This is a genomic window from Puniceicoccales bacterium (genome assembly GCA_031283585.1).
In the GTDB taxonomy this organism is placed as follows: Bacteria; Verrucomicrobiota; Verrucomicrobiia; order Opitutales; family LL51; genus JAIRTH01.
In genome coordinates, this window is sequence record JAITBP010000007.1 from 21,760 (window position 1) to 38,186 (window position 16,427).

Sequence of the window (16,427 nt, forward strand, 5' to 3'; positions counted from 1 at the left end):
AATTTCTAATCATAACTCTTTCTAAACCTAAAAACGCTTTGCACGATGCCCTGTAATATGCTGCACACCAACATGAACGAGCCACCATAGCTTATGAATGGCAGCGGAATTCCGGTGATCGGCATCAGGCCAATGGTCATGCCCACGTTGATCAAAACATGGACCAACAGGATCACGCTGGCACCGACAGATAATAGCATGCCAAACCTGTCGCGAGACCTGGAAGCGATCCTAAAGCCATTGCCTATCAAGACAACATACAAAATTAAAATTATCAATCCACCCATAAACCCATATTCTTCGGCCAGGACCGAAAAGATAAAATCATTCGAAGCCACCGACCTGGGCAAATAACCGAGTTTTGCCTGGGTCCCATTTCCACAGCCCTTGCCCCAGAGGCCGCCGGATCCCACGGCAATCAAAGACTGCCTCAAATTCCAACTAATGCCAACACCTTTAGGATCAACAACATCCGGTGCAACAAACGAAATTATCCGATTCCTTTGATAATCCTTCAATGGCAAAATGGAACGAGATTCATACTTACCAATGGCCTCGTAGGGGTTTAATTTATTGCTATCCAAGAAGATGTGATAAGAATAGGCATCTGCTGCCACCAGTGCAATGACAAATAAAATGGAGCAAAAGATACTAATGAAAAACCTGATCGAAAGGTTCGAAATAAATAGCAACGAAAATGCCATCGGGAAAAACGTAAGTGACGACCCGAGATCTGGTTGTAATACAATCAGCAGCGTTGGCAAAGCCAGAATTAGACCGGCTTTCACCAGGGTTATCAGCGAATATTTCACCCGGCCGACGTTCGAACGCGCGAGTAAACTTGCCATCATTATGAGAGTCCCTATTTTGGCCGGTTCCGACGGCTGAAGCAAAATACCAACATTGATCCATCTCAACGAACCAAATCTACGCGCACCCAGCGGCGTCCATAGGGATAATAAAAGTATTATACAGCCACCGTATATCCAGTGAGCATTACGCATCAGGATGTTATAGTCCACGCAGGATATAAACGTGTAGACCAATAGGCCGATGATTATCCAAATAATTTGCATTTTAGCCAGCACAAAACTGCCGTTTTCGGCGGAACGTATCGCCAATACACCGATGGCCATCAGGCATATCATAGAAACAGGTGACACATAATCGGATCGATCGGTTGCCTTGTCAAAAAACAACCTGACGATGGATATGAATCTATCTTTTATCCCGTAAACTACTTTCATCGCTAACTATCTCCATACTGATAACATGTTTCCACGCATTACCTTAGAGAATTGAGTCGCATTCTAACTGAATTATCATAAACTTCGTCACCTAGTAAAATTTTGACGCCAGCTATCAATTGCTGATTTTCCCTGGCAATGAGATCAACCTTGCGACCTTTTATCGCGTCCACAGCACACTTTATTTTGTCTATCTCTTTCTCATCGCAGGTACCGGCATATTCGATTATCAACGTGTTGTCTTTGAAAGCCTTCTCGAGCAATTTAAAATATCTTGCCAACACGGTTTTCCTGTCGATGAACTCTGAAAGCACTGTGATAACAGCCCTGGCCCTGGCAAACGACAACCGATGATTACCGTCAAAAGACAGAGCAACGAGATTTTTGATCAACGCATCATTTGTTCTTTTTTGCATACAAAATGTCTTGCATCACACCGTTGGTTGCATTGACAAAATTATCTTTATCACTTTGAGAGAGAGCCTTTTCCAAAACCTTAGCCGCCACATCAATCACAAGATATTTCAGCTCATTTTTGGCACCTTCAATGACAGCATCCCGCTCGGCACTGATTTCGGCTTTAACCCTACTAACCATAGAATCTAGCCGGGCAGTCACCTCGGCCTGCTGCTGCGCGGAATAATCTTTGGCCTGCTGCTGGGCATTCACCATAATTGCCGAAGCTTCCATTTTTGCCTCACCTATGATCTTCTCGCGCTGACTGTTAAGATTTTCCAATTCCACTTTCATATCACTGGCATACTTCAATCCAGCCTCTATTTCGGCTCGGCGCGCATCCAGGGTTTTTACAATCGGACGAAAAGCGAAACGATAAAGAATAAATGTAACAAACAGAAAATTTACCCCTTGAATCAATAGCAGATGCCAATCTATGCCAAATTTACCAAAAATCGAGTCTGCGCCCATAGAAGCAAAACATACTGGCAACCCAATCGTCATAAAATGTCACATCTAACCACCAAGGGATTTTAGGATTATTATTAACACAACTACTTCTGAGAGAAGAACAAAGCATAAAACGCCACGGCTTCTGCCAGCGCCATTCCAAGGATTGATTGCACCAAAATTTTACCCGAAGCACCAGGATTTCGACTAACAGCTTCAACGGCTTTTGTGCCAATCATTGCAACACCAATCGCAGCGGCTGTACAGCCAAGCATACCAGTCAAGCCTTTACCACTTATTTCACCTATAACACCAACAACATCAACCAGCATATTTCATTCCTTTTACTAAACAATTAAATATCATAACTTATACCAAATCAATAGAATGCGGCTCATCTTCGTGATTGACAATCAATCCGATATAGACGGCCACAAGCAGAGTAAAAACAAAGGCTTGAATTAGTCCAACCAAAATTTCTAAAAAATAAAATGGCAACGGTAATAAATAGGCCAGGTACTTTATTAGGAACGAGATAACATTCGCCACACTGCCAAATGCCTTGGAAATCGTCGCAAATAGTTCCGTTTTCACAAAGCCGTCGTTCGTCAAAAACTCACTGAATGTGTACATGTTATGAAGCAAATTATCACCTCCAAACACATTACCATATAGCCTAAACGACAATGACACACCCCTGAAAAGCACCGAAATGCATTCTATGAGACCTACTCCGAAGAAGATAACGAACAAGAACGCATACATAAAGCCTGGAATACCTTCCTTTTCCGCTTTGTTTCCAAAAATATGACCATACAATCCATTAATGCCTACGTGTTTGATACACAAGTACATCCATGCCATTAACGAAATCAGGGCCATGGCCAACGTCGCATTCAAATCCGAATTTATTGGTCTCAAAATACCCAGATAAGAATCGCCAACCTTGTGCAAAATCGAACCGATTCCAGGAAATAAGCCACTCCAATTTTGCAGCAGGATAAAAACAAAATATCCAAACAGCAACGGGAAAACCTGCCTAAAAGCTTTTTTCCCCACAATCGGTTCCATAATCGATTGCAGTCCATCGAGTATTGTCTCAATCATTGCCTGACCAGCGCCGGGAATTAGCCCAGGTCTGGGCCCCACAAGCCACCTCACCAGCAATATTATCGCCAATGAAATAACCCAACTGGTAACTAGCGTGTCGGTTATGCCGGAGCCAAAAACAACTTCCGGAGCCGTGGATATGGACGACACTTCAGCAGCATTGCTATGGCCATCAGAAGCATAGGCAACGCCGCCTAGCCACATGCTAACCAAAACCATTGGCAATAACTTCACTATAGACACCATCAATCTGATTGCTGCTTTATGGAAAAATACTACTTTGTCCATAAAAATTAATCATAAAATTGACTATTGCTACCACTAATATATAATAGCCCACGTTATGTTTAGAGGAATAAATGAAAATGGTCTTAACTTTGCCCACGGCATTAACGCTATAAATGAAACCAATACAAATCGCGACTACTCCGCTTTATCGAACCCCATACCGTCAGATGAAGCAGCCGCTTCTGTACAAAACAGTACAACCATAATCTGCGATATGATAAATAACGAAAACGTGGACCCTGCGATTCTCCGCAATGAAATTTATAACATAGCTAACACAATCCAGGGCGCAATCATTGCTATAAAAAACAACGGCGGACGTTCCAGCATAGATTTCAACGGAAAACTAGACCTAATGAGTATCCAAAGCAATCTGATCAAGCTAACACCTTACCTTCAAAGCATCACAGACCCGGACTCAATTCTGATAAGCGAAAACAACAAAATAATTCTACGCAACATGTTGCACCCAACCAACGGCGGCTTAACTCTGGTTAGTGGCACATTACAAAGCATCCTAAATACCTTGTTCTAATCACTTTTTGTTCACAAAACTTTCCAAATATTTCCAAAACGAACCGCTGCCTTCCATTAACTGTTCCTCGGTAACAGGGAAACAAGATCTATAAAGAAAATCATTAAGTGTATGTTCGCCAAGTATATATCTACAATATATTAGCTCATCATCAATAATTTCGAAATAAATCCTGAGATCATCGATTCTACATCTATAAATATCTACGCCCTCCCTTCTAAATTTTCCGATTGCTGCATTTTTACTCAACGCTGGATTACCATCACACACTTCACCGATTTTGTCAATAAGTTTTAATTGAATTAATTTATCCAGTTTGCCGAACTCATTTAAGCTCTGATCGCTAAACGTAATTTGTTTCATAATAATGTGTTAGGTTCTTTTGTTTTGAAATTTTGAGCAATCAATTATCGTCATAGATATTATCAAGCACATCCAATATACAATGAAATTTTCACAGCCATGAATGAGCGAAACGTGACATAACATCGTAAACTAAAATGACCTATGAGTTTATTCCTAGCAAATTCTTTTGATGAAATTTTTTGCAGATTTTGTGAAAAATTACAAACAATCAATGGGTTAAATCCGCTGCCAGCCGCCATCGTCACAGCAGAAATAAGCGATTTGGATTTTCTCAAAAAAAAATTAGTAGAAAATGATATTTTGATAGCAAATTGTAAGTTTTTCACGCTTAGGCTGTTAGCTGAAGAGCTAACCAAAGTTTCCGATGAAAAACAAAAAAAACAAAAAAAACAAAAAATTGCGACCCGCGAAGATTTAGCAATGATTTGCCGCCATCTGGTCGAACCCATGCCAAACTGCGGCGAGAAATCCCTGCTCGAATCGGACATATACGGATTTTTGCAAGCTATGGACGACATTATATTCAACGACTATGGATTTTATATCTTTAATAATCAAAGACTTATATCCGTTGCCCGGGCATTTCACCTGGCAATAAAAAATAACAATATAGCCAGGCCCATCGATCATCTGAATGACCAAATTGCTGATATCTGTAAAAACAACCGTAAGATGTTCCAGCAGATGATGTTTTATGGCTTTCAATCCACCCATATCGATAAACTTGGCCTTATTAATGCCCTAAAAATTCTCGCCATTGACTCATCGTTTTTTTGCCTCGATGATGGAAATGATAATAGGGAATTTTTTTGGCTTGAGATGCTAGAAAAATCCTTCGGTGATGTTCAGTATATCCATACACATGAGGCAAATCGCAAACAATGTACAAAAATTACCCGGGCGGAAACACAGCTGGCCGAAGCCTTGGCTGTCCTGGATGAAGTGGAAAAAATCATATCATCCAACGAAATGGCTCACATCGGAATTGTGGCACCGCATCAAAATTGTCCTGTGGCAACTATCATCGGTAACTTCTTGGCTGATAAAAGGATTCCGCACTATAGCACCCTTCCGAATTTCGGGCAACTAGACAAAGAATCATCGATTTTACTTGGCTGGACAACATTTCAACAGGACCTGTCGGTAACATCATTGGTCGCATTTATGAGACAACTACTTGCAAATCATAAACTTGAATTCGATAGGTTTAATAAAGTCCTGGGCGAATTTTCAAAGGCCTTCGATCATACATTCTCCAAAAACTGCAAAACACTACTGGCGGTTATATCCCAGGACAACTCGTCCGAGTCCATAGATTTTTTTAAAAAATATCCACTGCTGGCAGACCGAGCGACTTTCCTAGATTTTTTCAAACGCACGGAAGAAGTTTTTCCAAAAGTTATTGCAGCTGAAGATGTTGCCATTGCTATGGCTTTCAAAGAACAAATCACCAGAGCCAACTTTTGCATAAGATTAAAAGCGTCCATCATGAACAAAAAATGCCAATCAAATGCCAGGCTCAAAAATAATGCAAAAATCTGGATTATTACTAGTCAACAGGCCGAAAAATACGCATTTTCCCACGGATTCATCCTGTCGGCCAATAGACAATCCTGGCTGACGGACCATGAAAACGTTTTCCTTGGCAACGAAGCAAAAAACGGGATAAATCCACTGGACAGGAAGATAACAACCGCTAAAACAATTACCGCCAGGAAAAAATATTTCCTCGATAATCTTCAAAGATTGGCCCCGAATATATTCATAACCGATCACAATAAAAATCTTCTAAGTGACTCGGCGCCAACACATATTTTCGAAAGCAACTCCGATGAACCTCAACTAAAAAATCCATCGGCAACATACTATTCCGAGTTAATCTACGGCGCCCAGCCAAAGCCATCGCCAGTCCAACTCGATCAGCTTAAACAGATTTACAACCTGCGAAGAAATGAAACCATCAAATTCGGTGAATATGATTACTCGTTGAATGGGAAGCAGTTAGGTAAATTCATAATTCCCTGTAAAGCCCTGGAGCGCGCAACCACACATCCGGTTGATGTTTGGAATGAAACTATACTGGGGGCAAAAAACACACAACACTTTGATCCAGATATAGATACGATTCGTCGCATGGTCGGCACACTGGTCCATAATCTGCTCGATTTTAGTTTCGCCAGAAATGTGCCACAAAAGGTACCTGGCAACGAAATGTTCCATAAGATCCTTAAGGCAAGGTTTTTTGGAATATACAATAGAATCAAAGCTTCCGCCGGAGCCATATCACCGCTCTACGAAAATATATTGAAAGATAGCCTACACATTGCCCTAAAATTGGCAAATAATGTTTCTAAAATCGGTCAAAACAAATGGTTCCTAAGTGAATACGCCATATCTGGGCAAGTTACTGTATCGGAATCACTTACAATAAATACCCAGGGTAGAATAGACCTTATCATCATCAACTCGCCTAGTTTCCCTAGCTCTGCCAATCACTGCGAACCCATTATCATTGACTATAAAACAGGCAACAATGAACCACTGGCTCCGACCAAATTTGGAAAAATCGACAATTTCTCGGGTGAAATTAATCTAACCGGATTGCAGTTAATACTATACGCCCTCGCCCTAGAATCGTTGGGTTGCCAAAATCCAGCCCTCATCACCCTTGCAGAAAATTTCACCGAAGAAGATATTTTCACTAACATCCACTCACTCAATGAATTTTCAAACATAAATACTGACCCGGTCATCCGAGCCATTAAAAATGTCGCCATCCTAGGTATCTTCGGTCAACAAAGATACAACAAATTCCTGAATAACAAATACAAACAGATCGCGCCAATTCAGATACCAAACGATATCATAAATAGGAGAGCTGCCCTCTAGCAAAGACGACTCTCTTAAAAATTTCCTACTTCCTAATAGTAGAAACTAATTTAATATATTAGACTTCATCAAACCCAACATCATCATCTTCTTCAGAGTACTCAAATTCATCAGTATCACCAGGATTCGGCTCAACTACAGGCAATGGTAAATCACCAAAAGCATTATAGGCAAATCCCAGTCCTTGAATCGATAGAATCGCTAATATAACAACTAATTTACTATTTTTCATAATATATATCTAACCTTTAAAATTATACATGTAACTTATACTTTTTTAATGTATTTGCAATAAAAATACAGTAGATGCAAAAAAGATTTCATCTGACAAACAAAATCAATCTAACGCTCCTTTTCATCGCTGGATTCAAGTTCAAATCCACCGAAAACATCACCAAGATTCGCAAAATTTTGTGAATTCTGAAGATTTTCATAGGCCCTTAGTTCGGTTTCCATGGCATCCTGATCATAGTTTGCAGCCTTTATAGACAATCCGATCCTACGCTCATTTTTATCAATTTTGATAACCCTTGCCGAAACCTCATCGCCAATCTGAAGTACATCTTTCACTTTTTCGATCCGGTCTTCGGAAACCTGGCTTATATGCACAAGACCATCGATGCTGTCATGTAACTCAATGAAAGCACCATAGGCTGTGATCTTGCTAACCTTGCCTTTGACCAAACTGCCTATTTTAAATACATCATCTATGTTTTCCCAGGGATCTTTTTCCAGCTGCTTGATCCCCAAAGCTATCTTCTGCTGATTTGTATCTATATCGATAACAATGGCATCAACCACATCGCCTTTTTTAAACACATCGCTTGGATGGACAATTTTTTTTGTCCAACTTATATCTGACACATGGATCATTCCATCGATACCGCTTTCCAATTCTACAAAAATTCCGTAATTGGTAATATTACGAATGGCGCCTCGCACATGTGCACCGATCGGATAGTTATGCTTAACCATCTCCCAGGGATTTTCTTCGAGCTGTCTGATGCCAAGAGCAATCTTACGGTTTTCTTTTTCTATTCCTACCACGACGGCCGAAATAATATCGCCAACTTTCATAACTTCGCTGGGCTTATTTATGCGTTTTGTCCAGGACATTTCTGTGATATGCACTAGACCTTCCACTCCCTGTTCCAATTCAACGAAGGCTCCATAGGGTACAAGATTAACAACCTTACCAGCCACTTTCGATCCTATTGGGTACTTATCCTCTATATTATCCCAAGGATTTGCTACGGTTTGCTTCATCCCTAGGGAAACCCTTTCGCGTTCTTTATCCACTTCGAGGACCATGACATCTATTTCTTCACCGACGGCCACGGCTTCGCTAGGGTGAGAAACCCTACCCCAGGATACATCGGTTATATGCAAAAGACCGTCCAGACCATCCAGATCAACGAACACACCATAGTCGGTGATATTTTTCACCACACCTCGGCGGATATCACCCACATTGATCTCTTCCAAAACCTTTTGGCGTTTTTCATGGCGGCCTTCTTCGAGCAATTCCCGGCGTGAGACAACCACATTTTTTCTTTTCTGGTTAATCTTAACGATTTTGAAGTCATAGGTTTGGCCGATATATTGATCCAGGTTTCTCGGGATCTGGATATCGATTTGCGATCCTGGGAGGAAAGCATCGATGCCTATGTTAACTATCAGCCCGCCTTTGGTTTTTGATTTTATTTTACCGGAAACAATTGAGCCTTCTGTACAATTCTCCAGTATAACCGCCCAGTTTCTTTTTTGCTGAGCCTTATCGTAGGAAATGATCGGGACACCTAATTTATCCTCGAGTTTTTCCAGATAAACTTCTATTTGGGCACCGACTTCCACATCAATGATATCATTGAATTCCGACACCGGGATTTTCCCATCGGTTTTGGTACCGATATCGACGGAGACAAAATCTTCACCTATCGATGTGATTAATGCATTTACAACACTGCCTTCGGCTAATTCCTTGACAGGACTATCGGCCAGAAGGGATTCCATCACGTTGGACATAATAAAAAATCTCTACTATTAGAGTTGGTTAATTGTTAATAAAACACTGCGATCCTAGCATTTGCTATGACCACTTCGCTGATGTTAGATTAGATTTTATTTTCCCTAGGCAAGCGAAATCGTCTACTTTGGCAAAGCTAGGTCATTTATAACCACAGAAATAAAAGCCCCAGACACTCTATTTATTGGGGCTGAGCATCTTTTAGTTTAAAGCGGCTTCAATATCATCAATGGTCCACTTAAGTTCTTGAATTCCATTCTCAACACGAGAACTGACTGAATATAAAATAGTTTGGGAAATTTTTGCGTTTTTAATTTCTGTAAATTTATCATTAATGGTTTTCAAGACATTTTCTGCATGGGCTTTAATTTCTTTTAATTTTTCTTTATCTTCCTCTGAAGAGTTTCCTCTATAGGCTGAAATCGCTGTTGAAGCTGCCATACTTATATTTAGTGGGTTATCTTTGCTGTTCGCATTAAGCAAGTTATCAAGATATGAATATGCGTTGTCGCCGTTAAGAATATCATTGTTGTTTTTTTCTATCTGCTTTTCTTCTGCTTCTTCTATTATCCTCAGCTCCTCTTCTTCCTTAGATGAAAGTTTATAATAATGTAATGCACTCTTCTCCTGTACAGACATTCCTTTTAGTATCTCATCATGTAATTTTTTCTCACCACGGGAAAGATTATTTACATTGAACCTTGGATCAAACATCTTTTCCCTTAAAGATGCTTTAATATCATCTGTATTTATTCCAACCCCTTTTATATCTATACCATCTTTTATTACAGCTTCTTTTATTTCTACATTAGCCTTTATTTCTGGTTCAGCCTTTACACTAGCCGCATTTAGGATGGCATCAGCCTTTTCCTTGCCGATGATTCCGGCCGCCTTATCAAATATGGCCTTTTCTTCATCACTAAAGCCCTTTCCTTTGGCTCCATTACACAAATTTTTTACCTGTATTTCTATCTCTTTAGTCAAATCATCCTTGTTTATCTTTGCTTTTGCAGTGTTTTGCGTGACTGCAACTGTATCAACAGTCCTCATAAATTTATTTGTAACATTTCCAATAGCATCTCCTATCCCACAAGAAGCTAAAGCCTTATCATAATCTATGGCATTAAACCTTCCTATTAATGTTTCTAATTTAGCACTAGCGTTTGTAGTAGACCTCACTGTTTTCCCATCGACCATATAACAGCATGTATCAACAATAAATTTATCATAGTTCTGTCCTACCGAATCTGGAATAAAGCAAATATCACACTCTGTAGCTTTCTTTGTATCACCATCCATCATTGCTTTGACATAGTATCCAGTAACTTTATCACCATTTTCTAGAGTAACAATCCTTTCCTCCAAAGTTCCTTCTCCAAATTTGCCCCTATCTAAAACAAATTTTTGGATTTCATCACGGGATCTATTATCCATACTAACAAACTTAGGGAACTCATCATCACGTATAAATTTCGCCAATTCATCCTTCTTAGCCCCAAACATAGCTGCATTACCATTAAGCAAAATGTCATGGCATTCTGTCTTTATTAATTTCTCTATCTTTCCAATGGTCTCTTTTATTTGAGCAGTTGGATTTTCAATGGCACTTAACTCTTTATATGTATTTGATAGCTGCTCCGCAATTTTCATTTTATTTTCGGTGGTTTTGACAGTGTTGTAGGTACTGATTAGCTCTTCGGTCGACATTGGGGCGACAATTGCTCCTTTTATTTTAACAATATTATTGACTATCGTATAGTTTAGTGATATTTTCCCACCGCTATCCTTAGTATAGATTCCGGCTTCAAAGGCTTTTGATAGGTCATTATCATCATTCGAAAGGGTTTTATATATTTCTGATAAACTAATTTTTATCGATGTTTTTTGTTCTTCGGTAGTATTATTATCCTTGTATTTTTTTATCAACTCATCTATATTTACATTATCTCCTATACCTTTATTAATACTAAAATTACCTTCTCCGGTAGTGTACTTTTTTAGCACACTCTCGGCATCCTTACTTATTTTTGCTTTTTCATCCGCATCCATTTTAAGTAGTGTATCTGCCATTTCCTTCTTGGTTATTTGTTTGCAACTCATATCACTAAGTTGATATCTCACCCCCCAGTTTTTATTGATATTAATTTTCGAAGCGATATTTGCGAAAAATCCTTTGACCTTGCTGGTCTGGATGGCTTTTACCTTCACTTTTATACCGCTGTCTAATTCTAGTTCAGTGGCTTTTCCTTCTCCTTTATGGCTTCTTACTTCCTTACCTATTTCTTTCAGCCGTGTGCTATAATCTTTATAATCTTGACCTTTGCTATAATCTTTATAGTTATAATCATTCATGTTCGATAATTTTATAATAATGCCTAGCTAAGTCAATCCAGTTTGATGGCTGCTTGTTAGTAATTTACTCCTATAGGATTGCGCCTGAAAAAATCTACCAGCGATGACCTATCACTAAAACCAATATCCTTTGGCCATTCAATTTAATTGCCAGTATCCTATATGATTTTGCACCGTCACATTCTAACCTTGTAATAGCTAGTACCCAGCAACAATCACAAAAATATGCCAGCTAATGACGACAGAGAAGTCATATGCATTATAACATACTATTAGATTGCTGTTGCTGGCTTTGTTGTTTTATCGTATCGGCATATAATTCCATACTCTTAAATTCTAGATTTGTATCTGAAATGTGTTTTAGTATAGCTCCTCTTAGTTCCTGTGGCTGTTTTTCTAACTGCTCTTGTAACTGGTTTTCTCCAGTCTTAGCATTTTCTCTCGGTAGAAATACCCCATGCGAAGTTCCATCACTGTTCACAGCGGTTGAACTGAGTTTGTTGTTAGCTACTCCTATAGAAAAATTAATTCCCATCAATTCTACTTTTATCATTTTTATATCTGTACTCTTTTTGCCAGAATCATTAATAGCTTCATTAGCGATATTACTTACTTGAGTCATTGTATCATCTAATTTCTTTATTATTTCTTTGTATTTCTCGTTCTGTTTGTCGGCAACCTCTTTGGGAATCTCCGTCATCTTCGTAGTCTCAGTACTAGAAAATTCTCCTCTATCCTTAAGATGCTTAAATGCGTTTTTTATTATATTGTTTCTATTAATTTCATCACATTCAATCATTGAACATTGTTCACCTACATTGGATTTACCGTCCAGGTAAAGATCCTTACCACCAACATTAATGCTTACTATAAACCTCTTATCAATGCGATTTTTATCATCAGCCATGATAACCTTAAATTTTACCACACCATAATCAGCCACAACGTCCATATTGGCCACTGGATTACCATTCCTTTTATCTAGAGCTATTTCTATATAGGAACCTTGATTTTTAGAGCTCAAGAAACTTGTAACAAACGCCATGTTGAGTTGATTTAATTTGCCTTTTTCGTATTCAGTAAGACCATTATTCATACAATTATCTGTATTGTGTGCTTCAGTTAACGTATTTTCTATGGTAGTTTTATTTGCTTCACTTACTTCATTTTTGATAGAATTCAGTTTCGCCATTATTTCTTTACTTGTCATTGGAGCAGTGGAAGTGCCATCCAGTTGATATCTCACGCCCCAGTTTCTCTCGAGGCCAATTTTCGAAAGTGTGTTTGCTAAAAATCCTTTAATTTTGCTGGTCTGGACAGCCTTGATAGATATTGATGGGCCATCAGCCAAATTTAACTTGCCTATGGCTCCATCACCTCTTACAAAGGTTTTGCCAATATCTCTCAGCTGTTTGCTATAATCTCCACCTCCTATTGGCGCACTCATGATAAATCCTCCATTATTATAATATAATGGTTAATTTTATTAGGCTGACCGGGCTGACCGTCTTCTATGTTCCTTCAATAGTTTTTCGGTAATTGTCTGGGTGGTATAAATAAATGCTCCAAGTAGTTTTTGGAACTTTGCCGAATCAATCGTTGATATCAAGGCATGGTAGGACAGAACGAAGAAGTTCGCAGATCTATCTATGGCCAATGTCGTGCCCACCGTCTCCACCTGAAATAAATTTAATGATAGAGCATAGTATAGCAGGCCGTCCGAATGAATCGGAACCTCGAACAACGGCGCATATATGAAAAATCTGTCGCTACCATCCGGTACCTCAAGAATAAATTCCATATCATTGAAAAAAAATTTACATCGTCCAGTCTCATCGATGGCAAATTTTTCGTTTTTTACGCTATTTATAGAATCAAGCCATGTTTGAACTATTTCACGAAATCTTGCATTTGTCATATTCAATCCTATTTAAGTACTTTAAACCTAACAACAAGACGCTTTCCAAGGCACTAGGCATATTACAATTCATCCCAACGGCCACGGCAGCGCTTTCTAGAGATTCTATGATTTTTATAAATATTGACAATAATTTATGGTTGTTATTCGAATAAAAAATTTTCGATAGCTCTATTTCCAGGGCAGAAAAAATCCGGTTCTGTGCTGACTTCCTTTGATCATCAACAGCCAGGGCATCATCCTCCATAAAAAAAGCACTGGCATCAATCATATCCTTTGCCACGGCCTCCAGAACTTCCTCAAGGCCATCAAGAATCAAATAGCAGTCGATTATCGCTGTTTCCAGCGATGATTGCCGGGCTATTAGCGACTTAATCCACCTTGAGACCTCCAGGAGCCATAGATCAAGGTGTTGGTTAGTAACAATGTTATGATTCTCTGGTAGGCGGATCAACCCACATCGGCTCAGCACCGTTGGCAGGAGACTAGAGTATTTTGTGGTGACCAGAAAAATTGATGAATCCATCGGCGGTTCCTCTAAAATCTTCAGCAAAACATTTGAGGAAGCCGCACCTAGCCGGTCAGCCTCATAGATAATCGCAACCTTTCTCTTCGAAGCATAGGGCGATTTCTGCAGCTCTGATATCAAATCCCTTAGCTGCTCGACCTTTATTAACCCGCCTTTGCCCAGGGGTCTAATCTCGAACAGATCAGGGTTATTGCGACATCCGGCCGAGAGCAAATTCTCAGCGATTTGTCTGGAAGCCACCATGGCAGAATACATATCTTCACCCTGGATTATCACTGCCTGGGCCAGCCGATCCAGATCGATGGGGATTATATTTCCTCTAACCGCCAGGTTAAAAAAATTTCTTTGTGATTTCATTCATTATATTTTTACCAAGCACAGCCGGCTCAACCGAAGCATCGACAACGGCAAATCTATCATCCGTCTTCGCGATCTCGAGATATTTTTTTCTCACCAATGAAAAAAACTCCAAACTCTCCGTTTCTATTCGATCCAAATGCCTATTTCTTTTACTCAGGCGCGCCAAGCTCAACCTGGGATCCAGATCCAGGATTATCGTCATATCTGGTACGCAATTTCCTACGGCAAAAGAATTTAACATTTCGATAATTGACATTGGTAGGTTTCTAGCGGAACCCTGGTAGGCAATGGTGGAATCGAAGAACCTGTCACAGACAACCCAGGTACCTTTACCAAGGGCTGGAACGATCACCTCCCGGACCAATTGGGCTCTACTGGCTTCAAAGAGTAATAACTCCGTTTCTGGGAACATATTATGACACTCCTCGTCGTATTGTAACAAATTCCTAATCTTTTCACTGATCTTCGTACATCCCGGTTCCCGGAGAGTCAGCACATCCATGGCACGGGCAGATAACTCCTTTGAAATGAAAGCCATCTGGGTCGACTTACCGGTACCTTCTATCCCCTCGAGAGTTATGAATTTTCCATGAAACCGCATAGGTGGTAACCAATTGGCTAAATCCAAGGCGTCTTCAATTAAAAAACATCGATATGACTTAACTTTCTAATTCCCAAAGAGATATAATACAAAGCAAAAAATATATCGATCCGGTAGATCCGGCTTGACTACATCGAATTTGAACGATCACCGGGATAATTTGTCGGCCATGGTTAATAATAATATTGCCACTAATAAATCCATAGATAGAACTAGGTCTACTATGAATAAGTTATTGATAATAAGCATGTTATGTATAATTATTTCCGGTCCAACTGTCTCCGGATTTTCATTTCAAAACAAATGCTATAGGATAGAAACTAAAAGTGATATGGATAAAATGTATGATATTGTGGATAATCCAGATATGGATAATATGACCAAGGCCCAAATACTGGTCTATGCCTATCGAGAATATGTAAATAGCAATGAGTATACAAACAAAAAGACGTCCATGTACTTCCCCTATTTCAATTTTGGTGAACCTAGAAATTATAAAACAACCTATATGAGTAATCTAAGACCCATTAGCCAAAACAATAATTATATACTAACGGATAATAAAATTATCGACGAAATTGCCGAAAAGATTTCTACCCATGGATTATGGAAACCTGCCAGCAACAAAAGGAATAACAATAAAGAACGTAAAGACAAACAAAACAAACAGGTAGATCAAGCGCCCAAAACAGTAGACAGCCAACCAGAACATGAGGGTTTTTCGTCCTTAGGTGATGATTTATGGTTTTAAATAAGGATTTCTGGTTTTTGCAACACAAATAACATTGACCTGATAGGCTATAAGCTTAGAATAAACCTGGCGATGAACAGGTTGTGGATGTGGATGATTTTGATATGGATGGGACTATCTGTTGGTGATGTTTTGGCGGTCAACATAAATGGGAAAGAGTACATCGTCAACAACGCCAATACGATGAAAGAAATATATGGAGTTGTGCAGAAAGAATCGAAAAAAACCTATAGCGAAAAAGCCAAATATATGGTAGAGGCCTTCAGAGAATATACTGGGCATCATCCAGAGGAGCATAATGGCTACTGGCTGTTTTTTGATAGTGATATAATAATATATGATCATAACCTAGATGACGATCGTATTATAGGTGAAGTTGCGAAGGCAATGGAAAATTATGATAACCATAGAATATATACTATCTCTACAGGTTACATTGATCCAAAATCTAAACCTAGACGCAGAAAACGTCCTGCGAGATCTAAAAATAAAAGACCTGTGGCAAAACGGATGTAAAATTTATATTGTCTAATCCATCGTTTTCTATTA

17 protein-coding genes are annotated in these 16,427 nt (G+C 39.3%); 4 read left to right on the forward strand and 13 right to left on the reverse strand.

What is annotated here, in order from left to right; all coding sequences use genetic code 11:
• Window positions 1-5 precede the first annotated feature (5 nt).
• From rodA to LBB20_01995, 5 genes are read right to left on the reverse strand one after another with little or no spacing between them, the layout of a single operon-like run.
• Complete coding sequence (rodA, locus tag LBB20_01975; protein MDR2735589.1) at window positions 6-1,247, reverse strand: rod shape-determining protein RodA; 1,242 nt, start codon at window positions 1,245-1,247, stop codon at window positions 6-8.
• Window positions 1,248-1,285: 38 nt separating this feature from the next.
• Window positions 1,286-1,663 carry a F0F1 ATP synthase subunit delta gene (locus LBB20_01980; GenBank protein MDR2735590.1) on the reverse strand — a complete coding sequence of 126 codons (378 nt, stop codon included), beginning with the start codon at window positions 1,661-1,663 and terminating at the stop codon, window positions 1,286-1,288.
• Complete coding sequence (gene atpF, locus LBB20_01985) at window positions 1,644-2,207, reverse strand: F0F1 ATP synthase subunit B (GenBank protein ID MDR2735591.1); 564 nt, start codon at window positions 2,205-2,207, stop codon at window positions 1,644-1,646. The genes LBB20_01980 and atpF overlap by 20 nt, the downstream gene beginning before the upstream one ends.
• Window positions 2,208-2,257: 50 nt before the next feature.
• Window positions 2,258-2,485, reverse strand: a complete 228-nt coding sequence (locus LBB20_01990; protein MDR2735592.1) for an ATP synthase F0 subunit C — start codon at window positions 2,483-2,485, stop codon at window positions 2,258-2,260.
• A 37-nt stretch (window positions 2,486-2,522) separates the two neighbouring features.
• Complete coding sequence (locus LBB20_01995) at window positions 2,523-3,551, reverse strand: F0F1 ATP synthase subunit A (protein MDR2735593.1); 1,029 nt, start codon at window positions 3,549-3,551, stop codon at window positions 2,523-2,525.
• 55 nt (window positions 3,552-3,606) lie between these two features.
• Here LBB20_01995 and LBB20_02000 point away from each other — a divergent pair, with 55 nt between their 5' ends.
• A complete protein-coding gene (locus LBB20_02000; GenBank protein MDR2735594.1) occupies window positions 3,607-4,086 on the forward strand; it encodes a hypothetical protein in 480 nt (159 codons plus the stop codon).
• On the opposite strand, the gene LBB20_02005 is transcribed toward LBB20_02000, so the two are convergent.
• Complete coding sequence (locus tag LBB20_02005; GenBank protein MDR2735595.1) at window positions 4,087-4,449, reverse strand: type II toxin-antitoxin system RelE/ParE family toxin; 363 nt, start codon at window positions 4,447-4,449, stop codon at window positions 4,087-4,089.
• Window positions 4,450-4,593: 144 nt separating this feature from the next.
• Here LBB20_02005 and LBB20_02010 point away from each other — a divergent pair, with 144 nt between their 5' ends.
• Window positions 4,594-7,341 carry a PD-(D/E)XK nuclease family protein gene (locus LBB20_02010; protein MDR2735596.1) on the forward strand — a complete coding sequence of 916 codons (2,748 nt, stop codon included), beginning with the start codon at window positions 4,594-4,596 and terminating at the stop codon, window positions 7,339-7,341.
• 58 nt (window positions 7,342-7,399) lie between these two features.
• Here LBB20_02010 and LBB20_02015 read toward each other — a convergent pair whose 3' ends face one another.
• From LBB20_02015 to tmk, 7 genes are all read right to left on the reverse strand, one after another.
• The gene (locus LBB20_02015; protein ID MDR2735597.1) at window positions 7,400-7,573 is read right to left on the reverse strand and encodes a hypothetical protein; all 174 of its coding nucleotides are present in this window, start codon (window positions 7,571-7,573) and stop codon (window positions 7,400-7,402) included.
• 110 nt (window positions 7,574-7,683) lie between these two features.
• Entirely contained in the window at window positions 7,684-9,366 is a 1,683-nt protein-coding gene (locus LBB20_02020) for a 30S ribosomal protein S1 (protein ID MDR2735598.1), read from the reverse strand.
• 202 nt (window positions 9,367-9,568) lie between these two features.
• Window positions 9,569-11,719, reverse strand: coding sequence for a hypothetical protein (locus LBB20_02025; GenBank protein MDR2735599.1), 2,151 nt, complete (start codon window positions 11,717-11,719; stop codon window positions 9,569-9,571).
• A gap of 259 nt (window positions 11,720-11,978) precedes the next feature.
• Window positions 11,979-13,166 (reverse strand): hypothetical protein, encoded by a 1,188-nt coding sequence (locus LBB20_02030; protein ID MDR2735600.1) that lies wholly within the window; start codon window positions 13,164-13,166, stop codon window positions 11,979-11,981.
• 39 nt (window positions 13,167-13,205) lie between these two features.
• The gene (locus tag LBB20_02035) at window positions 13,206-13,637 is read right to left on the reverse strand and encodes a CesT family type III secretion system chaperone (protein ID MDR2735601.1); all 432 of its coding nucleotides are present in this window, start codon (window positions 13,635-13,637) and stop codon (window positions 13,206-13,208) included.
• Window positions 13,615-14,523: a hypothetical protein gene (locus tag LBB20_02040; GenBank protein MDR2735602.1), complete on the reverse strand. Its 909-nt coding sequence runs from the start codon at window positions 14,521-14,523 to the stop codon at window positions 13,615-13,617. Before LBB20_02040 ends, LBB20_02035 begins: the two co-directional genes overlap by 23 nt.
• Window positions 14,498-15,127: a dTMP kinase gene (tmk, locus tag LBB20_02045; GenBank protein ID MDR2735603.1), complete on the reverse strand. Its 630-nt coding sequence runs from the start codon at window positions 15,125-15,127 to the stop codon at window positions 14,498-14,500. Before tmk ends, LBB20_02040 begins: the two co-directional genes overlap by 26 nt.
• A gap of 223 nt (window positions 15,128-15,350) precedes the next feature.
• Between tmk and LBB20_02050 the strand changes: the two genes are divergently transcribed.
• Together LBB20_02050 and LBB20_02055 are read left to right on the forward strand one after the other, a co-directional pair.
• Window positions 15,351-15,878, forward strand: a complete 528-nt coding sequence (locus tag LBB20_02050; GenBank protein MDR2735604.1) for a hypothetical protein — start codon at window positions 15,351-15,353, stop codon at window positions 15,876-15,878.
• A 72-nt stretch (window positions 15,879-15,950) separates the two neighbouring features.
• Entirely contained in the window at window positions 15,951-16,394 is a 444-nt protein-coding gene (locus LBB20_02055) for a hypothetical protein (protein ID MDR2735605.1), read from the forward strand.
• Window positions 16,395-16,427 lie beyond the last annotated feature (33 nt).